The organism is Granulicella tundricola MP5ACTX9 (assembly GCF_000178975.2).
Taxonomy (GTDB): Bacteria; Acidobacteriota; Terriglobia; order Terriglobales; family Acidobacteriaceae; genus Edaphobacter; species Edaphobacter tundricola.
In genome coordinates this window covers 2,077,301-2,098,189 of record NC_015064.1, presented here as the reverse complement: position 1 = coordinate 2,098,189, position 20,889 = coordinate 2,077,301, and the positions used below count along the sequence as shown (strand labels likewise).

The window sequence follows — 20,889 nt, the reverse complement described above, 5'->3', positions numbered from 1 at the left end:
ATCAATTCAGCTACAAGCTCCATCGCAACCCACAGTTCGCACAAGCCGGCGGCGGCGCACTGGAAAGCAGCCCATCCCGGAACCGTTGATACTCGCTCCCATTCCAGATATCCCGAAGCGAGTGTTGCGTAGCATCCCCCAGCGTAAACGACCCATAGCCCTTCATCGAGAACGGCGCAATACAGCAAGGCAGCACCCGCCCATTCGCAGTAATGTACATCAGCGACCAGGGCCGTCGGCACAACGACCAGGGCGAATCCGTAGCCTGCATCCGGATCGACTCACCCGGATCGACCGCACCCGAAGCCGAGAACATCACCCCCAGCTCCGCAGCCACACGCTCCGCCTCCGCGATCATCGCCTCTTCAGCCGCAGTCGTATGCTCAAACAGCGCAGACTCAGCCCGGGCAAGCCCATTCGATCCCTCATCGAAGAACACCAGCCGCTGCAGATAAACCTCGGTCACCCCAACCTCATGCGAGAGCCGCACGAAGTTCGGAAGCTGGTCCACCGTCTCCCGCAGCCCCGTCAGCCACAGACTCACACGCGGCTTCGGAGCATTCATCTCCCGCTGTAGCCGCGTAAAGTTCTTCACGTTCTCCACGATCTTGTCGAAGAAGTCCTTCCCGCGCACCATCTGGTACACCTCGGACTCCGCCGCATCCAGGCTAACCCGCAGCTCATCCAGCCCCGCCTCGATCAGCGCCCGCCCGTTCTTATCATTGAGCAGCGTGCCATTCGTGTTGAACAGCACGTAGATATTCCGGTCCTTCAGGTACTTCACCCGCTCCGCAATATCCTTCACCAGCATCGGCTCGCCGATCCCGTGAAGCACCACCCGCGCAATATTCGGATACTGGTCGATCAGCGACGTAAACATCTCCCACGGCATATCCGCCTCGGGCTCCAACTGCTCATACGTTCGCGGACACGTCACACACAGCAGGTTGCACCGGTTCGTCGTCTCCAGGTAAAGACACACAGGCTCCTGCGTAGCCACGGGAGTCAACTGCTCCTCCGGCTTCTGGAAGTACCGCCGCATGCGGTTCTTCTCCTCCTCGGCCGCCTGCGCTTCAGGGGTCAAAACGTCTTTGTTCTCGTCAAGAACATCAGAGGGCGGAAGGATCGGAAGCAGTGTGCTCATAAGGAAGACCTCAACAGGGGTTACGGTGCAACAGCGCTGGAAAGAACCGGAAGATCATCCGTAGACGGCAGGAACCAGCCCCGCGTCCACGGCGTCTGCCGCAGAATAACTTCGATGATAACGGCGGCAACCACCGTCCCGTACAAATACTCGTTCAGCAGATACTGCTTCGGCCCATACCCTACAGCCATCGCAGTCGTACACAGATAAAACAGCCCGCCGACATAAGCCAAGACCGGCAGATTCGGCATCAGGCAAAGAAACGGCACCAGCCACGCCACATACCAGGGATAGTGTGGAGAGAACAGCAGCATCAGCGCCATCGCCGCCCCAAACGCCGGCCGCAGAAACGCCATCGGCTTCGCATCCTTCGGCGTAGCCACCACCCAGGCCCACACCGTCACTCCCAGCATCACCACCGCCGCAAACCCCAGGAAAACCCCATTCGGCGTCCCATGCAGCCCCGGAACATGCTGCACCAGGCTCAGCAGAAAGTACCGCGTCCCGCTCTCCATGCCCTCTTCCTGCACATACGTCCCCGCAAACCCGAACACCATCTTCCCCACCGAAAGATACATCGCATAAAACCCAACGGTCATCCCCACGATCACCGCCGGCATCTTCCAGTCCCCCCGCCGGTACAGCGCCGGAAACAACACGATCGGGTAGAACTTCGTCAAAAAAGCCAGCCCCAGGAACACCCCCACCCACCCCGGCTTCTCCTTGTACCGAAACAGAAACGCCAGCACGATAAACGCCATCGCCGTAGCATCCAGGTGCCCCGCCCCCGCCAGCTCCCACATCACCAGCGGACACCACGCATACACAATCGCCTGCTCCCGCCGCAGCCCCATCTCCCGCAGCATCAGCACCAACCCCCACAGGGTCAGGCCTTCGAACAGCATCATCGCCGTCTTCATCGCCGTCACCGTAGGCGAGATCCACGTAATCAAATAAAACAGCACCTGCGCCACCGGCGGATAGATCGTATGCGCGTAGTCCCGCCGATTCATACTGTCATACAGATCCTGGTTCGGCTCCCGCAACGCCGCCAGCGCCGGATCACTCGCCACATACCGATACGGATTGATATGCGCATGCTGCACCACCCCATCCCACGCATACCGGTACACATCGGTCGACCCCACCGGCGGCGGAAAAAGCACCACCAGCCGGCAAGCCACCGCAACCACCAGAATCACCCCAAACGTCCACCGATCCACATTCGCCGGCCGCAGCCAAACCACCAGCAGCGCCGCCAGATAAAGCCCCAAATGCACACAAGAAACCGCCGCATGACCCAGCACATAGTGGTCTTCCTCAACCACCAACTGCCGAGCCACCGCAATCATCCCCAGCCCAATCAACCCCAGCGCCACATTCGTCTGCCACGGCCGAGCCTCAGCCCACCCCGCCCTCAAGCCCCAAGCTCCATCAAAAATCCAACCGTCTTCGGAGCCGAATACCCATCCATCTCCGCAAATCCCGGCCGAACCCCCTCCAGCAACTCGCGCTTCAGCACCGCGAGCGTCGCAGCATCGTCCACGTCGTACCAAACCGGCAGCACCACCACCTCCAGCCCCGCCTCCCGGCACCGCTCCACCGTCTCCTCAAAAACCGTCCCCGTACTCCACGTAATCCGCTCGAACGGCGCCGCATGCGCCACCTTCAGCCCGATCAAGTAGTACCCCCCATCATCAGAAGGCCCAATCACCACCCGATCCCCCGGTCGCGCCAACTCCTCCACAGCCTTCGCAAACACCGCCCCCGGCACCGTAGGCGAATCCGAATCGATCAGACAAACCGCCCCATACCCGATCGCCAGCACATCCTTCGCCGCGCACAGCAGCCGTTCCCCGAACCCATCCCCCCGCTGCGCCACCAGTCCAAACGTCTCCGGCAGCAGTCCGTCGAACAGCGCCTCATCCCCCACCGGCGTATACGAGATCAACCCCGCCCCACCCACAACCGTCGCCAGATTCGCCGTAGTGTCCTTCAGAAAGCAGATATTCAAAGCCGCAGTCTGCTCCAGCGTCAGCGGCGGCGACAGCCTCGTCTTCACCCGCCCCGCCTTCGGAGCCTTCGCCATCACCGTCAGCGCGCAAAGATGCCCCAGCGCAGGGATTGGAAAATCAGGATCAAGAATGGGATAGCTCATGCGTTCGTTGAACTCTTCCGGCACACCGCGTACTGATACCACCCATCGTACTCAAGCTCCATCGACCCCCACGGCTGCGTCTCCACCAGCGCCTTGAAGTCCGGCCGGCTCATCACATCCGCCACCTGCGGCTCCCGATCCTTCCCTGCCGGACTCGTAGTCAACCGGCTCAAAATCCACATCACCGCCAGCGGCAGCCGAGTCCTGAACCCCGAAGTAGGCTCCGCAATAAAGCACCGCCCCCCCGGCCGAAGCACCCGATGTATCTCCCGCACGATCCCTTCCTTATCCGGCACGATCAAAAACAGCCGAGACACCACCACCGCATCGATTGAATGTGAAGGATAAGGCAGCGAATGTGCATCAGCATGTTGAAAGCTGCAGTTGGAAAGTTGACGGCTCTTCGCCCGGCTCGTCGCACGCTCAATCAGCGCAACGGATAGATCCACCCCGGTCGTCTGCAGCGTAGGCAGCTCTTCAGACAGCCGACAGGCATAAAACCCCGGCCCACACCCAAGCTCCAGCAGCTTCGTCCCTGGAGCCGGAGGCTCTACAGGAAACAAAGACCGTACAATCTCCTGCGTATGATCCCGAAACAGGTACTCACGGCACAGAGCGTAAAACCACGAACATCGCTCAAACAGACTGTCCGACTGATGCACCAGGCTCCGGTCGGCCACTTCGCATTCGCTTTGTTCCATTCAAGAGACCCTTTACGCTGAACTTGATCGTCCGACGAATCGTGCCGCCGACCCCAGTGTACTCGACCGTATGATGCACACTTCCATCATCGGTTACAGTACGACCGAAGCCGGCCCACGGATTCAATCCCGCAAAGCGTCCGCTCTAGGAATCCGTCCTAGGAAACGTCCCGCCAATCCAGAACCACCTTGCCGCTGTTCCCGGACCGCATCGCGTCGAACCCGTCCTTATAGTCCCGCCAGTTCAGCCGGTGCGTGATCACCGGCTCAATGTCCAGCCCGCTCTCCAGCATCACGGTCATCTTGTACCAGGTCTCATACATCTCCCGGCCGTAGATGCCGCGCAGCGTCAACTGGTTGAAGATCACCTTATTCCAATCGATCGCGATCTCCTGCGAAGGAATTCCCAGCATGGAGATCTTCCCGCCGTGGCTCATGCTGTTGATCATGTCGCGGAAAGCGTTCGGGTTGCCGCTCATCTCCAGCCCCACGTCGAACCCCTCGCTCATCCCCAGCTCCTTCTGCACCGCAGCCAGCGTCGTCTCCATCGGGTTCACCGCCCGCGTCACGCCCAGCTTCTCCGCCAGCGCTCGCCGGTAGGGATTCGGATCAGAGATCACCACATGCCGCGCACCCGCATGACGAGCCACCGCAGCGGCCATAATCCCAATCGGCCCTGCGCCCGTCACCAGCACGTCTTCTCCCAGCACCGGAAACGCCAGCGCCGTATGCACCGCATTGCCAAACGGATCGAAGATCGAGGCCACCTCCGGATTCACCCCCGGCGCATGATGCCAGATATTCGACATCGGCAGAACCACGTACTCCGCAAACGCTCCATCCCGGTTCACGCCCACGCCTTTGGTGAACGCACAAAGATGCCGACGCCCGGCCAGGCAGTTCCGGCACCGTCCGCAGACGACATGCCCTTCCCCGCTGACAAGCTGCCCCGGATGCACGTCCGGAACATTCTCACCCACGGCTACCACTTCACCAACAAACTCGTGCCCAATCACCAGCCCAATCTGGATGGTCGACCGCGCCCACGCATCCCACTCATAGATATGGAGATCCGTCCCGCAGATCCCGGTATACAGCACCCGGATCTTCACATCGTTGATTCCCATCTCCGGTTCCGGCACATCCTTCAGCCAGAGCCCCTGTCCATCCTGCGACTTTACGAGAGCTTTCACGTATCCCTTTCATAACAACCTTTACCAGTGTAATCCGCCCCTTCCCGTGAGTTTTCTTCCACACTGATAGTGTTATGGCAATCTTCTTGTGAGACACCTAACATAGTCCCATAGCCTCAACCCAAGGTGCCGTCCCTGTCCTCCACCTCCATGCGAGACCCTTTGCAGACCCCAGAGCAGTCCATCCGCAAATCCGGCGAATCCTCTGTCACCCGCTTCGTCGGTCGCCAGCCCATCCTCGACGCCCATCAGAATATCTTCGGATATGAGCTCCTTTTCCGCGCCGGACTGGACAACGTCTTCTCCGGCGACGCAGAGGACGCCACGCGCCAGATGGTGGATAACGCGCTGCTCATCGGCCTCGATACCCTCGCCCCCGGCTCCAAGGCATTCATCAACTGCACCCGCGAGGCCCTCGTCAGTCGCACGGTTACCCTTCTGCCGGCTGAACTCACCGTTCTTGAAGTCCTGGAAACCGTAGACGTAGACGATGAAGTTGTCCACGCCGTCGCCGAGCTCAAACAAGCCGGCTACCAGATCGCCCTGGACGATTTCCTGCCCGGAAACTCCTCCGACCGGCTCCTCTGCTTTGCGAACTACATCAAGCTCGACTTCCGCGCCCTCAGCCATGAAGAGCTCTTGAGCATCCAGCGTGAGCTCTCCGCCTCGAAGATCCCGCTCATCGCAGAGAAAGTCGAAACGGTAGAAGAGTTTCGCCGCGCCCTCGCCGAAGGCTACCAGTTCTTCCAGGGCTACTTCTTCTCGCACCCCATCATCAGCTCCAGCCGTCACATCCCCACCAACAACCTCATCTATATTCAGCTTCTCAGCGCTCTCACCAAATCCCCGTACGACATCCACGAAGTGGAAAAGATCCTCATGAGCGAGGCATCGATCTGCTACCGCCTCCTCCGCCTCGCCAACTCAGCCCAGATCGCACACCGTGGAGAGGTCACCTCCATCGCCCAGGCCCTCATGATCGTAGGAGAGGACCAGTTCCGTCGTCTCGCCACCATCGCCATCGCGGTCTCGCTCAGCAAAGGCGTCACCGTCTCGTATGAGCTCGTCTATCTCGCCCTCCAACGCGCCCGTTTCTGTGAGCTCCTCAGCTCCAGCGCAGGTCAGATCCAGGGCGAGCAGTACCTCATCGGTCTCCTCTCCACCGTCGATGCCATCCTCCAGACCCCCATGCAGGAGGTCCTCAGCATGCTTCCTCTCCGCCCGGAAGCCACCGCAGCCCTCCTCGGAGCGGCCTCGGACACGGCTGTACCCCTGCGTCTCCTGCACTGCTATGAGCAGAAACAATGGACCCGCTGCACAGAACTCTCCAAAGCTCTCAAGATCACCGACGCCCAGCTCACAGAGATGTACGTCTCCGCCTCCCGCTGGGCCACCAGCCAGCTCAAAGCCGTCAACTTCTAAGAGCCCCCACCTCGGTTGGACGCCCGACCCAAAAGTCGTTTAGCCTCCAAAAGCCGTTTAGCCTCCAAAAGTCGGTTAGCCTCCAAAAGTCGTTTAACCTCCAAAAGTCGGTTAACCCCAAAAGTCGTCTACCCCAAAAAGTCGTCATTCTGGCGAAGCCAGAACCTCCGTATTGGCAGTTGTGGTTGCACTTGCAGCGGCAGTTGCACTTGCACTTGCACTTGCACTTGCAGCGGCAGTTTCAGTTATTTGTTTGTTTTACCCCGTCATCCTGAGCGAAGCGAATTTCGCTCTGACATATAAGTTGAACGGACCATCTAAGAAGATCGGTTATCCGTCAGGACCCCGTATTGGCAGTTGTTGTTGCAGTTGCATTGGCAGTTGCAGTTGTTGTTGCAATTGTTGTTGCAGTCGCGTCTGCCGTTGTAGTCATTTGTTTTTGTCGTCATTCTGGCGAAGCCAGAACCTCTGTATTGGTACTTGTCGTTGCCTGTTCTCTTCCCCTGAGAAAGCCCGCACCCACGAACCACTAGAATCAAACCAGACCCATGCCAGCCTTCCACCTAAAACTCCCCGCCACCTCCGCCAACCTCGGCCCCGGCTTCGACGCCCTGGGCCTCGCCATGGCCCTCTACCTCACCCTCGAAGCCACCCCCTCCGAGCACTTCCAAATCGAAGCCACCGGCCGCAACCCAATCCAGGTAGCCGATATCGAACGCAATCTCCTCCTCGAAACCTACCGCGATCTAGCCCCCCAGGCCCTGCCCCTCCATCTCAAAATCCACAACGAGATCCCCCTCGGCATGGGCTGCGGCTCCTCCGCCGCCGCACTCCTGGCCGGTGTCCATCTCGCCAGTCACTTCGGCAACCTCAACCTCACCGCGCAAGAGATTCTGGAAGAAGCCTGCCGCCGCGAAGGCCACCCCGACAACGTAGCAGCCTGCCATCTCGGCGGCCTCACCGCCTCAGCCATGGACAAAACCGGAGTCACCGCCGCCACCTTCGGCCGCACTCTGGACTGGCGTCTCCTCCTGGCCCTCCCCACCACCTCGCTCGCCACCACAGAGGCCAGGGCCCTGCTCCCCGACACCTACTCCCGCGCCGACGCCGTCGCCAACATCCAGGCTACCGCGCTCCTCGTCTCCGCCTTCGCCCTCAATCGCCCCGACCTCCTCCACGCCGGCACCCAGGACCGCATCCACCAGCCCTACCGCTCAGCCGCCTGCCCGCTCCTGCCCCTTCTGCTTCCCCTGGCCGGAACTCCAGGCATCCACTCCGTAACCCTCAGCGGAGCAGGCCCCTCGGTTCTCCTCATCACGGACCCCGCCGAACCCCTCCAGCCCATCCTCGACGCCATCCGCCACGCCGCCTCAGACCCGGCTTTGGAGATCGTTGAAACACGCATCGCCTGAAAGTTGTAGCGTTTTGCACAAGGAGCAGTGCAACTCTCGATTGCAAGCTTGACACGTACTGTATAATATGATTATAGAGTTTGAGCGGAAAGCCGAGAGATATTCGACGAAAGATCAAGACCCATGTCCGGACCTAAAGTATTTGCTTTGAAGACTTTGAGCACTTTAGGCGGGGGTGGGGGAGGTACCCCGGTTGGAGCCATGTCATGTACGTGACTTACCGGTCGCTCCCATCTTGACAAGATCTTTACAGGATTGAAACAAATAATTCCGAAAAAAATGCACCTTGAATCTCTAGCACCGTATTCGCATCTATTATGAATGTGCCGGGTGAATCAGAACCGGCGGGAGGAAGTATCCGATGGCAGGTCAGTTTGTTTCCGAAGTAAACGATTCGAACTTCGAGCAGGATGTGTTGAAGTCGTCACAGCCGGTTCTCGTTGATTTCTGGGCAGCCTGGTGCGGTCCCTGTCGCGCACTCGCGCCCGTCGTCGACCAGGTCGCAGAGCAGTTCAACGGACAGCTCAAGGTCATGAAGATGGATGTGGACAAGAACAGCGCCACTCCGTCGCGCTACGGCATCCGCGGCATCCCCGCTCTCCTGATCTTCAAGGACGGTAAGGTAGCCGAGCAGATCGTCGGCGTCGTCCCCAAGGCCAGCATCGAGCAGTCGATCACCAAGGTCATCGGCGCGCCCGTAGTCGCCTAAGCATCTCGCTCCACCAAGCCCCGTCGCCAACCAGCGGCGGGGCTTTTTCCTGCTAGCATCAGAATTATGTTCGAGTGGACGCTGATCCGGGGAATCATGGTGGCCTTCTTCATCCTGGCCAACTCCTTCTTCGTCGCAGCCGAGTTCGCACTCGTCAGCATCCGCGAGACCCGCGTCGAGCAACTCATCTCTCTCGGCCGTCCCGGTGCCCGAACCGTCCTCAAGCTCAAGCAGTCCATGGACGACTTCCTCCCCGCCGTCCAGTTCGGAGTCACCCTCGCCAGCCTCGCCCTCGGATGGATCGGCGAACCCGCCGTAGCCACCATCATCGAGGACCTCGCCGCCCACATCCTCCCCCACCTCCCCCCCCACATCCAGCTCTACTCCAACGCCGCTGCCATCGTCATCGCGTTTGGAATCATCACCTACTTCGAAGTCCTCCTCGGTGAACTCGTCCCCAAGGCTCTCGCCCTCCAGCGCGCCGAGCGCATCGCCCTCGCCGTCGCCGGCCCAATGGACGTGTTCATCCGTATGACCCGCCCCGCAGTCCGCCTCATGAACACCTCCGCCACCCTGGTCCTCCGCGTCTTCAAGGCCCCCCTCACCGGGGAGGGTGCCGTCCACTCCCCCGAAGAGCTCAAGCTCATAGCCTCCGCAACCCGCCGCATGGGCCTACTCCCCCCCTTCCAGGAAGAGATCATCCACCGCGCGATTGAATTAAGTCACGTCGTCGTCCGCGAGATCATGACTCCGAGAGGAAACATCTTCTCCCTCCCGGCGAGCCTCCGGCTGGAACAGGCCAGCGCCCGCATCGTCGAGGAGCAGCACTCCCGCATCCCCATCTTCGACCCCGAGCGCGGCCCTGAGCACATCATCGGCATCGTCCACTCCAAGGACGTGTCCCGCCTCATGCACTTCCGCGGCAACGCCCTCGCCCTGGGTGGCCGGGGAGACTCCACCCTTACCCTCCGCGAGATCATGCGGGATGCACTCTTTGTGCCAGAGACCAAGCTTGCGGTGGAGTTGTTGCAGGAGTTCCAGGAGCGCCGACGCCAAATGGCCATCGTCGTCGACGAGTTCGGAACGACGGTAGGGGTCGTCACCGCGGAGGACGCGCTGGAGCAAATCGTCGGAGAGTTGGAGGACGAGTTCGACACGGGCCCAAGCCGCGTCGCACTGAGTTCCACAGGCATCATCACATTGGATGGAAGCACAACACTCCGTGACCTCAGTACACGCCTGGGGTGGGCCTTCCCTCGCGAACCGGGCGTCGAGACGCTTGCCGGTTTCGTTCTCAATGAACTCGGTCACATCCCGGTGGTAGGAGAGTGCGTGATGCACGAGGGACAAAGCTTCCGGGTAGAAGAAATGTCAGGTCACCGCATAGCGCGGGTGAGGGTGGATGACAATGCAATAAGTCTGGAAAGAAGAGCATCGGAACTTCAAGCGACAGAAGACGATGGACTTGAGGTCTCTGCTTGACGGCTTTCGGCCAGGCAATCCGGCGCTTACTCGTCGCCATACCCGTCCTATGGCTGGTTGTCTCAGTGGTCTTCCTTCTGATTCACCTTGTGCCGGGCGATCCGATTGTCCAGATGTTGGGCGAGGGTGCCTCGGCGGCCGATATCACAGCGATGCGCCATGCCTACGGCCTGGATGCCACTATCTCCACGCAATATATCCGCTACATCACAGGTGTCTTCCGAGCCGATCTCGGACAATCTCTCCGAATGCACGAATCGGTCATCCGCCTCGTTTTGAGTCGGTATCCGTATACGTTGACGCTGTCATTTTCTGCCTTGCTCTTCGGTTGCGGGATAGCTGTGCCTTGTGGGATCGCCTCGGCTCGGCATGCCGGTCAATGGCAGGATCGTACGCTTGGCCTGGCTTCCTTCCTTGGCCTTTCTTTTCCCAACTTCGCCCTCGGACCTATCCTTATTCTGGTCTTTTCGATTCAACTCGGTTTGCTCCCTGTATCGGGCGCGGGATCAGGCGCAAACTTCATGGCTCATCTCATTCTTCCCACGGTGACCCTGGGCAGCGGCCTAGCTGCCATTCTCACCAGGATTGTCCGCACTTCCATGCTGGAGGAGTTGAACCAGGACTACATCAGAACAGCTCGTGCGAAAGGTGTCACGGAGCGATCGATCCTGTACCGCCACGCATTGAGGAATGCATTGAATCCCGTGCTGACTGTTATCGGTCTTCAGTTTGGCAGCTTGCTGGCAGGAGCCATCGTGACAGAAACAGTCTTCAGTCTGCCCGGAATAGGGCGGCTCACACTCTCGGCAATCTCAAATCGAGACTACTCGCTGGTACAAGGTTGTATTCTCGCTATTGGACTTACCTATATCGCGGTCAATCTACTAACGGATGTAGCTTACGGTATCGCAAATCCGCAGCTGAGACGCTCAGACTCGCCATCTCATCAAGGATGATCACTTCCAGCCTTATCTTGAATAAGTATGTTCGACTCGTGTCGATAATCTTAGCTGCAGGCGTGGCTATCTCTCCTCTCAGTGCACAGACCGTCCCCACATTCCATGTTCATCCAAAAGATCAACAGAAGGCCGACGCCAGCAGGACTCAGGAATCTGGAACGACGTATACCGATCAACAGACTCACCTCACCTTCGACGTACCCCCAGGTTGGGACTTCTCGCGAAGCGATGGTGAACTCAGCACATTTCATCTTGACGCTCGAAATGCGCCGAGCCGAGCGCAGTTGCGGGCCGTGGCCAGTTTGTCCTCAAACCCGTTTCCTGACGCGACGTTCAGCGGGGCTCTGTTCTACTTCAGCAGAATCCTGGGAACTTCCAGGGAAGCATGCAGCTCAAAGGCATCCAAAACAGCATCAGTTGACTTGAAGCCTGTGCTGATCGGGGATGTGAGCTTCGCGCGAGCGTTTGAGCAACGTGGCAAGATTTGCACGGAAGCTCGGGACACGATCTATACGACCTGGCGGCGTGGCTCATGCCTACGTTTCGATCTAGTGATCAACTCGTTTTGTGGGGGAGAAGTGACTGGTGTGCCAGACATGACGTCATCCCAACTAGCGGACGTGCAAAGAAGGTTGGAGCAAATCTTCCAAACGGTTCGGTTCACGGAGCGGTAAACTATGCGACTTCCATCTCTAAAATTCGCGGGATGATGGACACGCCTCGAATCTCCAATCGTGCGATGCTGACCGGGAGTTTGAATCTCCGCGGCCCTGCGCTGCCAGGATTGACGTACAGCACGCCTTGTTTCGAGCCGATCTCAGCCTTATGAGAATGCCCGCTTACAACCACGGCGACTCCAGCGTCAAATGGATTGATATCGAGCCATCCTATCGAGTGGACAAGATAGAAAAGGACTCCTGCCAGCTCCACCGCTTCCGTCTCCGGTAAAGCGGCGCAGGACCCTATCGTATCCACGTTGCCGCGAATCGCTGTAAGAGGGGCAATCTCGCGGAGTCGCTCCAGTATCTCCGGGTTTCCAACGTCACCCGCATGAAGAATATGGTCTACGCCTGCCAAAGCCTCAACTGCTTCCGGGCGTAGCAGCCCGTGAGTATCAGAAATAATTCCAACTTTAAAGACTCCGTTCATCTCATCCTAGGTAATCGGCCGCTTCGCCTGATTCCGCAGTTGTAAATTCGATTTTCATCTTGGTGCGGGATATCTCAAGGTCATTCGTGTATTTCTGCTCACCAAACCTCCATGAACTATCTGAACTACTTCGCGGTCATCGCGTTCTTCGTCTTAGGATCCATCAACTCCCGTAGCGCGTCGCCCAGAAGGTTGAACGAGAAAACCACGACCATAAGCGCAAGAGCGGGAAAAATAATCATATGGGGGGAATCGAATAAGTGGGAGCGCGCGTCATTCAGCATGGCTCCCCAACTCGGGGTTGGAGGGGGCGCGCCTAAGCCCAGGAAACTGAGTGTCGCTTCAGAGAGTACCGCGCCCGCCATACCGATGGCCGCTTGGACAATGAGCGGTTGAAGAATATTCGGGAGAATGTGATGGAGGAGAATCCGCAGGTCGTTCGCACCAAGCGCCCTCGCGGCTTCAACAAACTCTCGCCTCCGAATTGTCATCACCTGCCCCCTGACGAGCCTTGCGTATCCAACCCATCCCGATAGCGAAAGGGCAAGCACAAGGTTGAACAGACTTGGACCGAGAAAGGCCACGAAGGCAATAGCCATTAAGATTCCGGGGAGCGCGAGAAATCCGTTTGTCAGATACACATTAAGCAGCGTATCGATCCAACCGCCGTAGTACCCCGCCAGGCAGCCTATGAACAAGCCGACTACTAGCGACAAACCAACGACTGAAATTGAAACGACGAGTGAGATTCGAGCGCCGAAGATGATTCTCGAAAGAATATCCCGACCTAGCTCATCTGTTCCAAACCAGTGATTAGTGGAAGGAGCGAGCATTCGCCTTGTGAGATCGAGCCGCGAAGGGTCATGGGGGGCGATCAGTGCGGCGAAGACGGAGGCGAGCACGAAACAAAGCAGGCTGAGTACTCCTGCAGCGACAAGGGGTTGACGCACAGCCGTTGACAGCATGCGCCTGGGAATACCAAGGAGGATCGTCAGTTCATGAGACGATCGATTTTCATCAAAACTCAACGTTTCTCCTTTTGCTTTATCAACGGAGAGGCACAGATTGATCTTAACAGAAGAGCTCTTGCTGACTGAGAGGAATGGCTTGCCCTCCGGCCTCCGACGGTCCTGATGTGTGTCTTGACAAGAGCCCCCTATCGCACTCAGACTGAAGGAGTAAGCATTGCCCCCACCTCACGCACTGGCGAACGGTTGACCCGTATGCACGGCTCGCCAGCTGATTTTGCAAGCTAAGGATTTCTCGCAGAAGTTATATTTAGGAGTGGTTTTCATGAGCCTCAAAGGGGAAAGAGCAGTTGTCTGTGGAGCCGGTGGTTTCATCGGCGGTCACCTCGTTAAACACCTAATCGCAAATGGAGTCGAGGTGGTACGAGCAGTCGACATTAAGCCTCTTGATGAGTGGTACCAAACTACTGCGGATGTAGAAAATGTGGCGATGGATCTCAAAGACAAAGATAGCTGTTTGAAAGCGGTCGAGGGCGTAAATACGGTCTTTCAACTAGCTGCTGACATGGGTGGGATGGGATTCATCGAGAACAACAAAGCCCTATGCATGCTGTCTGTTTTGACGAACACGCATATGTTGATGGCTGCACGAGACAAGGGTGTAGGGCGCTTCTTCTTCTCTTCTTCAGCTTGCGTATACAACGCAGACAAACAAACAAATCCTGATGTTGTTGCCTTGAAGGAAGAGGATGCATATCCAGCCATGCCGGAAGATGGATACGGGTGGGAAAAGCTCTTCTCCGAGAGAATGTGCCGGCATTTCAGAGAAGATTATGGCTTGGAAACACGGGTTGCACGCTATCACAATGTCTATGGCCCTGAAGGCACGTGGACAGGTGGACGCGAGAAAGCGCCGGCAGCAATCTGCCGTAAAGTACTCCAGGCTAAGATGGACGGCACTCATGAGATCGAGATCTGGGGAGACGGAAAGCAGACGCGTTCCTTCATGTATGTCGACGACTGCACCAAGGGATCTCAGATGATTCTGGAGAGCGACATTCTGGAGCCCATCAATCTCGGTTCGGATGAACTCGTCACCATCAACCAGCTTGTCGATCTTGCCGAAGACATTGCAGGCGTAAAGCTCACCCGTAAATACAACCTGAGCGCTCCCAAAGGCGTGAACGGTCGCAACAGTGACAACACCATGATTTTGGATCAACTGAAGTGGGAACCTTCAACTAAGTTGAGAGATGGTCTGGCTAAGACTTACGCGTGGATTGAGGAACAGATGTTGGTGGGTGTCGCGAAATAACTATGGAGACAACAGCGAGTCAACCTCTCGCATATTCCAGCCACTTCCGAAAAATTCTTGGCGTCAACTTCTTCGGAGGACAAGCCAAGGAAGCTGTAGAGATGATGCGCTCGGGTGGACTCCTGGTCGTTCCCGCTGCCCCAGCTTTAAAGGACCTTTCCACGAACTCCGGGTATCGTGATGCCTTGGTGAACGCTGACCTTTGCATCACTGATTCCGCCTATATGGTTTTGATCTGGAATGCGTTGGAGCATGACCGTCTGTACCGGCTTTCGGGGCTCGAATATTTGCGTGCTCTACTGCAGGAGCCGGATGTACAAGAGTCCGGTAATACCCTCTGGATTATGGCAAGTCCTCAGAGCGCAAGGATGAACCTTTCCTGGCTGAAGAGTGAAGGCATCGATATTCCTGAACGGAATGTCTACATGGCTCCTATCTATGGCTCTGAGATCGAAGACCCTGCCCTTATTCAACGCATTTTGCAGATTAGGCCCCAACACATCGTCATAACGGTGGGGGGAGGCACACAGGAGAGGCTGGGGCTCTACCTGAAGCGCCAGCTCGACTATCTGCCGGCCATCCATTGCATCGGTGCGGCGATCGCATTTCTGAGCGGAGACCAGGTGCATATCCCGGAATGGGTGGACCGGTTCTATATCGGCTGGCTCTTCCGGTGCATTTCTGAGCCGAAGAGGTATCTGCCGCGTTATTGGGGTGCCCGGAAGCTTCTGCCTCTCATGGTCCGATACCGGAGTGAGTTGCCTCCTTTGCAGGCTTAGTCCTTCCCCTTACAACCTTTTGGTCTGACCGGGGTCAGATGTTACATGCTTCTGTCCTCGAGTCATTCCAGGTTCCTTGTGGTGCTTCTCCTCGGCCTCTTCGCCGGGGGAATTGCGCTCTCTCAGGGGCGAAGCGTATCTGAGCAGTATCTTCTGGCGGCAGCAAATCAAGACAGGGTGGCCAATTCCCTGCGCCCGGTGCGGCTTGATCCGCTCCTCTCTGCTGCAGCGTTGGTGCATGCTCGTGAGATGGCGGCCCATCGGGCGATCTCGCATCGGTTTCCGGGTGAAGCGGACTTGGCGGACCGCGTTGCGAATGCTGGTGTGCCGTTCAGCCTTGTGACAGAGAATGTTGCCGAAGCCTCAAACTCAGCCTTAGTGCATGAGCTCTGGATGAAGTCGCCTGGGCATCGTGCCAATCTGCTCGATGCCCAGGTGGATTCCATCGGGATCGCAGTTTTGGCTGTCCAGGGACAGCTTTACGCCGTTGAAGATTTTGCCCGTACGGTGGCGGTCATTTCTTTTCAGGAACAGGAGGGCCGAGTGGGCGGTCTCCTGGAGGGCTCGGGTGTGATCGTGTCGAGCGACCCTGTGGACGCCCGGCGTACCTGCAAGATGGAGAGCGGATACTCCGGCACGCCACAGCCATGGTTTGTGATGCGTTACACGACTGCCACCCTGGCCCGACTCCCTGAGCAGCTTGCCGCCCGGTTGTCTACGGGTAAGTATCGCCGGGCTGCCGTGGGGGCTTGTACGCCTTCCAAGAGCACGCCGTTCAGCAGCTACTCGATTGCGGTGATGCTCTATCCCTGATGTTGCCCTGCTATCTCCTCGCCCGCTTTGACCCAGCGGGGGTGTTTTGTTATAACTGAATGAGCGCAGCATTGCCGCCCGGCAAGCTCGCAAGCCAAGTATTCCTGAGTAGCTCAATGGCAGAGCATTCGGCTGTTAACCGAAGGGTTGTAGGTTCGAGTCCTACCTCAGGAGCCATCACTTTACCCTGCAAAATATTTATTTCTGTTTAGCAGGAAGATGCGTCAATGCGCATTGAGTCCGGCTTTAGCAGATCGTGTTTCCAGATTTCGTGGCACCCCCCCCTCCCCCATACAAAGTACTCAAAGTCTTCATAACAGACGCTTTAGGTCTGGACATCGACTCGACCGTAGCTTTTATTTTCACGCGGATGAGCGGTCTTTTCTAGACTTTATCTCTAATCATATTATACAGTGCGTGTCAAGCTTTTAGGTCGACGAATGGTCCCTACGTCTCGTTGAGGGCTAGCTTCTCGTTGTGTCGCTCGATCGCTTCCGCTTGCTCGGGGATGAGGTTTTTTAAGAGTAGAAGCAAGGGTGCTGGGTCGAAGGAGTGGAGGAAGTGGTCGGCAGGGCCGCAGCTTTCGACTCGGGGAGTTCCCACGGCGACTATGGGGATAGTGGGCTTAATCTGCTTGAGGGCTTCGACCAGTTCCGGGCAGGGCATGTCCTTGATGCCTGCGTCCAGGACTATGCCGCTAAGGGCTGGGAAGGCTTTGAGGGTTTCAATGGCTTCCGGGCTACTATACGCGGTGATGACGTTGAACTTGGCGGTCTCGATGACGAGCTTGCGGGTGGAGATGCTGCCGGAGTGCTCGCGGTCTATGACGAGGAAGCATGGGCGGACCATGGAAGAGTTGGATGCGGGTTTTTGGGGTGGGGGTTACGGGATGTGTTGGAGGGGCGAGAGGAACGGCAAGAGCGGGCAACGGCAACGGCAAGGACAGGCAACCGCAACGGCAGCCACGGAGGTTCTTCGCTTCGCTCAGAATGACCCATGCGGGGGGCGTGCCGCAGTGGGAGAGGCGCAGCGGAGCGCGATAGCGCGTTATGGCGGTGGGTGGATTACGCCTTCATTTGCGCTTCGAGGGCGGAGAGGACTGTTTCGCGGTTGGCTTCGAGGACTATGGGGGGTTTGCGGAGGTGGGTGTGTTGGGCGGCTTCTTCTGGGGTTAGGGCGGCGGTTTCCTGGTTGGTGAAGAGCTCGTTGCGGTGGTATTGGATGGTGTAGTCGGAGTCCTTGAGGGTGTGGCCTGTGAGGATCAACACGGCGCGGTCTTTTTCTTTGACTCGACCATCCGCTACCAGCTTCTTCAGGCCTGCCAGGGTGACTGCTGAGGCTGGCTCGCAGCCTATGCCTTCGGCACCGATCTGGGCTTTGGCGAGGGCTATCTCCTGCTCGGTGACCTCTTCACACCAGCCTCCGGTGGTCTGGAGGGCGTTGACGGCCTTGCGCCAGGAGGCGGGGTTGCCGATGCGGATGGCGGAGGCTCGGGTCTCCGCGGTGACGGGGATCAGTTCCCTGCCGTCTGTGCCGCCGGGTTGGTGCATGAAGGTGTAGAGAGGGTTGGCGTCCTGGGCCTGGATGATGGAGATCTTTGGGATGCGGGGGATGAGGCCTAGTTGATGGGCTTCCGCGAAGCCCTTTGCCAAGGCGCTGGCGTTGGCGAGGTTGCCGCCGGGGGCGATGACGTGCTCGGGGACCTGCCACTCCAGTTGCTCCAGGAGCTCGAAGGCGGGGGTCTTCTGACCTTCCAGGCGGTAGGGGTTGACCGAGTTGAGGAGATAGATGGGGTAGGCGCGGACGAGCTCGTTCACGAGGCGGACGCAGCCGTCGAAGTCTGTTTTGAGCTGGACGGTGAGGGCTCCGTAGTCCATGGACTGGGAGAGCTTGCCCCAGGCGATCTTGCCCTCAGGGATGAAGACGATGGAGCGGAGGCCGGCGCGGGCGGCGTAGGCGGCCATGGCGGCGGAGGTGTTACCGGTGCTGGCGCAGGCGACCCACTCAAAGCCTCGCTCGACCGCAACGGAGAGGGCGGCGGTCATGCCGGTGTCCTTGAAGGAGCCGGTGGGGTTCATGCCCTGGTGCTTGGCGAGGACCCAGTGGAGGCCAAGGGCTTTGGCGGACTTGGGAAGTTCGTAGAGGGGGGTGTTGCCCTCTCGCAGCGTCGTGACCTTGTTCATGTCCGTGACGATGGGGAGGAGGTCACGGAAGCGCCATACGCCGGACTGGTCTACGGGCATGGTGGAGGTGCGGCGCTCCTGCCAGAGCCAGCGGAGGGCTGAGGCGTTGGGGAGGGATGCGGCTGCTACGCCTTCCTTCTGAGTACCTTTGATCGACCAGGGATAAATGACTTCATAGAGGTTTTTGCAGAGCGGGCAGCGGAAGTCGCTGGGGGCATTTGGGCCGGAGATCTCGGTAGCGCATCCTGTGCATCTAAGCTTGTGTGACTCGATCATTTGGTACAGGGTATCGCATGGGACGGGGCTGGGTGAAACTGTGCCTGGTGATGATGCTGGGTTTCGCCACGGGTTTTGGACAGCAGAAAGAGCTGCGGGTGGCGGCGGCGGCGGATCTGCAACCTGTGATGCCGGTGTTTGCGGCGGCGTATGAGAAGAAGACGGGGACGAAGCTGCTGGTGACGTTTGGGTCTTCCAGCGCGCTGGCGACGCAGATTGTGAATGGGGCTCCGTTCGATGTGTTCCTGGGGGCGGACTTCTCGTTCCCGGAGAGAGTGGTGGCGGCGGGGCTGACGGATGAGAAAGAGCCGGAGCCCTATGCGAAGGGGGCGCTGGTGCTTTGGGCGAAGAACGACCTAGGTGCTCCTTTGAGTACGGATTTGTTGAAGGACCCGAGGATCACGCGGATCGCGGTGGCGGATGAGTTTCATGCGCCTTACGGACGGGCGGCTTATGCGGCGATGCGGTGGCTGAAGATCTTCGACGATGTGAAGGGGAAGCTGGTGGTGGGGGAGAATATCGCGCAGACGGCGCAGTTTGTGGAGACGGGGAACGCGCAGGTGGGATTCATTTCGCTGACGCTGGCGAGTTCCGATCGGTTCAAGAAGGAAGGGCAGTTTGTGCGGGTGCCTAAGATCTATCCGGATATCCGGCAGTGCGCGGTGGTGATGAAGGGATCGCCGCATCTAGCGGAGGCGAAGGACTTTGTGGGGTGGATGCGGTCGACGGACGTGCAGGAGCACCTGGACCAGTTTGGGTTGGAGGCGGTGCGGTAGTACTCGGCTGGTGGTGACGTTTGACCGGTTACTCTGGGGCCGATTTGGGTGGGGTTGGCGGGTACACTGGTCGGAATGGATGTTGGGGCACTCATTTTGACGTTGCGGCTGGCAGGGATGACTACGCTCCTTTTGCTGATTGTGGCGGTGCCTCTGGCATGGTGGATTGCGCGGGGACGAGGATTCGGGCGAGCGGGGGTGCAGGCGATCGTGAGCCTGCCGCTGGTGCTTCCGCCTACGGTGCTTGGATTTTATCTGCTGGTGATGTTGGGGCCGCAGACTGCGATTGGGCGCGGGATCATCGACGTGATTGGGCATCCGCTGGCTTTCAGCTTTTCCGGATTGCTGGTGGGGTCTTGTATCTATTCGCTGCCGTTTGCGGTGCAGCCTCTGGTGGCTGGGTTCAGGGGGCTGGATGGGCGGTATCTTGAGGCGGCGGCGGGGTTGGGGATGTCGCCTTGGGTGAGCTTCCGGCGAGTGGTGCTGCCGATGGTGAGTGGGTCTATGCTGGCGGCGGGGGTGCTGGCGTTCTCGCATACGGTGGGTGAGTTTGGGGTGGTGCTGATGCTGGGGGGGAACCTGCCGGGGGCGACGCGGACGCTTTCGATCGTGCTGTTCGACCAGGTCCAGGACTTCAACTATGCGGGAGCGAATCAGACGGCGGCGGTGCTGCTGTGCCTGTCGCTGGCGGCGCTGATTGCGGTTTATGCGGGGCGGGGACGAGGTGGCGATGTTATCTGACACGCTGCTGGCGGTGAGGCTGAAGCATCGGATGGGGACGCTGGAGTTGGACGTGGCGTTTGAGGCCGGCGGGGGCTGGACGGTGCTGTTTGGGCCTTCTGGGAGTGGGAAGAGTACGGTGCTGCGGGCGGTGGCTGGGTTCGTGCGGCCGGATGAGGGTAGGATCTCGGTGCGGACGGGGACTCGGCAGCGGGTGCTGGTGGATACGGGGACGCGGCGGTTTTTGCCGGCGCATAAACGTGGGCTCAGATATGCGGGGCAGGCGGCTATGTTGTTTCCGAAGATGACAGTCAGGGAGAACCTGATGCAGGCGCATGTGGGGCCGGGGCGCGAGGCCTGGCTGGAATCGGCGATACGGCACTTTGGGTTGGGGGAGCTGGAACGGAAGATGCCGGGGGAGCTTTCGGGCGGGCAGCGGCAGATGGTGTCGGTGGTGCGGGCGGCGGTGGGTGAAGGGGAGATTCTGCTGCTGGATGAGCCGTTTTCCGGGCTGGATGGACGGCTGAGGGACTCGCTGATTGGGCGGCTACGAGAGTGGCTGGGAAAGACGCCGGTGGTCAGCGTGACGCATGACGTGGGAGAGGCGTTTCTGCTGGGGGCGGAGGTGGTGAGGATGAGCGAGGGTCGGGTGGTGAGGCAGGGGGCGGTTGAGGATGTGTTGGGGGAGGAACGGGAGAGGCTGCTGGGGGTTTTGGCGTAGTGTCGCCGG

At 58.8% G+C, this 20,889-nt stretch carries 20 protein-coding genes and 1 tRNA gene; 12 read left to right on the top strand and 9 right to left on the bottom strand.

Annotated elements, in window-relative coordinates:
• Nucleotides 1-10: 10 nt before the first annotated feature.
• The 5 genes from ACIX9_RS09025 to tdh all read right to left on the bottom strand — a co-directional run bounded on the left by ACIX9_RS09025 (nt 11) and on the right by tdh (nt 5,196).
• Nucleotides 11-1,144, bottom strand: a complete 1,134-nt coding sequence (locus ACIX9_RS09025) for a radical SAM protein (RefSeq protein ID WP_013580169.1) — start codon at nt 1,142-1,144, stop codon at nt 11-13.
• 20 nt (nt 1,145-1,164) lie between these two features.
• On the bottom strand, nt 1,165-2,565 hold the full coding sequence (locus ACIX9_RS09020) for a glycosyltransferase family 87 protein (protein WP_013580168.1): 1,401 nt from the start codon (nt 2,563-2,565) through the stop codon (nt 1,165-1,167).
• Nucleotides 2,562-3,302: a TIGR04282 family arsenosugar biosynthesis glycosyltransferase gene (locus tag ACIX9_RS09015; RefSeq protein ID WP_013580167.1), complete on the bottom strand. Its 741-nt coding sequence runs from the start codon at nt 3,300-3,302 to the stop codon at nt 2,562-2,564. Before ACIX9_RS09015 ends, ACIX9_RS09020 begins: the two co-directional genes overlap by 4 nt.
• Nucleotides 3,299-3,865 carry a class I SAM-dependent methyltransferase gene (locus tag ACIX9_RS09010; RefSeq protein WP_232298836.1) on the bottom strand — a complete coding sequence of 189 codons (567 nt, stop codon included), beginning with the start codon at nt 3,863-3,865 and terminating at the stop codon, nt 3,299-3,301. The genes ACIX9_RS09015 and ACIX9_RS09010 overlap by 4 nt, the downstream gene beginning before the upstream one ends.
• Before the next feature lie 296 nt (nt 3,866-4,161).
• Nucleotides 4,162-5,196 carry an L-threonine 3-dehydrogenase gene (tdh, locus tag ACIX9_RS09005; protein ID WP_013580165.1) on the bottom strand — a complete coding sequence of 345 codons (1,035 nt, stop codon included), beginning with the start codon at nt 5,194-5,196 and terminating at the stop codon, nt 4,162-4,164.
• Nucleotides 5,197-5,322: 126 nt separating this feature from the next.
• On the opposite strand from tdh, the gene ACIX9_RS09000 reads away from it, so the two are divergent.
• From ACIX9_RS09000 to ACIX9_RS08980, 5 genes are all read left to right on the top strand, one after another.
• Nucleotides 5,323-6,618: an EAL and HDOD domain-containing protein gene (locus tag ACIX9_RS09000; protein WP_157477419.1), complete on the top strand. Its 1,296-nt coding sequence runs from the start codon at nt 5,323-5,325 to the stop codon at nt 6,616-6,618.
• Nucleotides 6,619-7,166: 548 nt separating this feature from the next.
• Nucleotides 7,167-8,030 carry a homoserine kinase gene (thrB, locus tag ACIX9_RS08995; protein ID WP_013580163.1) on the top strand — a complete coding sequence of 288 codons (864 nt, stop codon included), beginning with the start codon at nt 7,167-7,169 and terminating at the stop codon, nt 8,028-8,030.
• 361 nt (nt 8,031-8,391) lie between these two features.
• The gene (trxA, locus tag ACIX9_RS08990; RefSeq protein WP_013580162.1) at nt 8,392-8,739 is read left to right on the top strand and encodes a thioredoxin; all 348 of its coding nucleotides are present in this window, start codon (nt 8,392-8,394) and stop codon (nt 8,737-8,739) included.
• 66 nt (nt 8,740-8,805) lie between these two features.
• Nucleotides 8,806-10,221, top strand: a complete 1,416-nt coding sequence (locus ACIX9_RS08985; RefSeq protein WP_013580161.1) for a hemolysin family protein — start codon at nt 8,806-8,808, stop codon at nt 10,219-10,221.
• Nucleotides 10,218-11,177 carry an ABC transporter permease gene (locus ACIX9_RS08980; RefSeq protein WP_013580160.1) on the top strand — a complete coding sequence of 320 codons (960 nt, stop codon included), beginning with the start codon at nt 10,218-10,220 and terminating at the stop codon, nt 11,175-11,177. The genes ACIX9_RS08985 and ACIX9_RS08980 overlap by 4 nt, the downstream gene beginning before the upstream one ends.
• A 678-nt stretch (nt 11,178-11,855) precedes the next feature.
• Here the strand turns inward: ACIX9_RS08980 and ACIX9_RS08970 are convergent.
• Both ACIX9_RS08970 and ACIX9_RS08965 read right to left on the bottom strand, forming a co-directional pair.
• A complete protein-coding gene (locus tag ACIX9_RS08970; protein ID WP_013580159.1) occupies nt 11,856-12,329 on the bottom strand; it encodes a metallophosphoesterase family protein in 474 nt (157 codons plus the stop codon).
• A gap of 125 nt (nt 12,330-12,454) precedes the next feature.
• Nucleotides 12,455-13,357, bottom strand: a complete 903-nt coding sequence (locus ACIX9_RS08965) for an ABC transporter permease (RefSeq protein ID WP_013580158.1) — start codon at nt 13,355-13,357, stop codon at nt 12,455-12,457.
• 265 nt (nt 13,358-13,622) lie between these two features.
• Between ACIX9_RS08965 and ACIX9_RS08960 the strand changes: the two genes are divergently transcribed.
• The 4 genes from ACIX9_RS08960 to ACIX9_RS08945 all read left to right on the top strand — a co-directional run bounded on the left by ACIX9_RS08960 (nt 13,623) and on the right by ACIX9_RS08945 (nt 16,381).
• A complete protein-coding gene (locus tag ACIX9_RS08960) occupies nt 13,623-14,612 on the top strand; it encodes an NAD-dependent epimerase/dehydratase family protein (RefSeq protein WP_013580157.1) in 990 nt (329 codons plus the stop codon).
• Between the two features lie 2 nt (nt 14,613-14,614).
• Complete coding sequence (locus ACIX9_RS08955) at nt 14,615-15,391, top strand: WecB/TagA/CpsF family glycosyltransferase (RefSeq protein ID WP_013580156.1); 777 nt, start codon at nt 14,615-14,617, stop codon at nt 15,389-15,391.
• A gap of 45 nt (nt 15,392-15,436) precedes the next feature.
• A complete protein-coding gene (locus tag ACIX9_RS23700) occupies nt 15,437-16,204 on the top strand; it encodes a CAP domain-containing protein (RefSeq protein WP_013580155.1) in 768 nt (255 codons plus the stop codon).
• A gap of 102 nt (nt 16,205-16,306) precedes the next feature.
• Nucleotides 16,307-16,381 (top strand) — tRNA-Asn (locus ACIX9_RS08945).
• A 270-nt stretch (nt 16,382-16,651) separates the two neighbouring features.
• On the opposite strand, the gene ACIX9_RS08940 is transcribed toward ACIX9_RS08945, so the two are convergent.
• The gene (locus ACIX9_RS08940) at nt 16,652-17,053 is read right to left on the bottom strand and encodes a response regulator (RefSeq protein ID WP_013580154.1); all 402 of its coding nucleotides are present in this window, start codon (nt 17,051-17,053) and stop codon (nt 16,652-16,654) included.
• 215 nt (nt 17,054-17,268) lie between these two features.
• The gene (gene thrC / locus ACIX9_RS08935) at nt 17,269-18,663 is read right to left on the bottom strand and encodes a threonine synthase (protein WP_013580153.1); all 1,395 of its coding nucleotides are present in this window, start codon (nt 18,661-18,663) and stop codon (nt 17,269-17,271) included.
• 50 nt (nt 18,664-18,713) lie between these two features.
• Here thrC and modA point away from each other — a divergent pair, with 50 nt between their 5' ends.
• The 3 genes from modA to ACIX9_RS08920 all read left to right on the top strand — a co-directional run bounded on the left by modA (nt 18,714) and on the right by ACIX9_RS08920 (nt 20,880).
• Nucleotides 18,714-19,439 (top strand): molybdate ABC transporter substrate-binding protein, encoded by a 726-nt coding sequence (gene modA, locus ACIX9_RS08930; RefSeq protein ID WP_232298835.1) that lies wholly within the window; start codon nt 18,714-18,716, stop codon nt 19,437-19,439.
• 75 nt (nt 19,440-19,514) lie between these two features.
• A complete protein-coding gene (modB, locus tag ACIX9_RS08925) occupies nt 19,515-20,180 on the top strand; it encodes a molybdate ABC transporter permease subunit (protein ID WP_013580151.1) in 666 nt (221 codons plus the stop codon).
• The gene (locus ACIX9_RS08920; RefSeq protein WP_013580150.1) at nt 20,170-20,880 is read left to right on the top strand and encodes an ATP-binding cassette domain-containing protein; all 711 of its coding nucleotides are present in this window, start codon (nt 20,170-20,172) and stop codon (nt 20,878-20,880) included. Before modB ends, ACIX9_RS08920 begins: the two co-directional genes overlap by 11 nt.
• Nucleotides 20,881-20,889 lie beyond the last annotated feature (9 nt).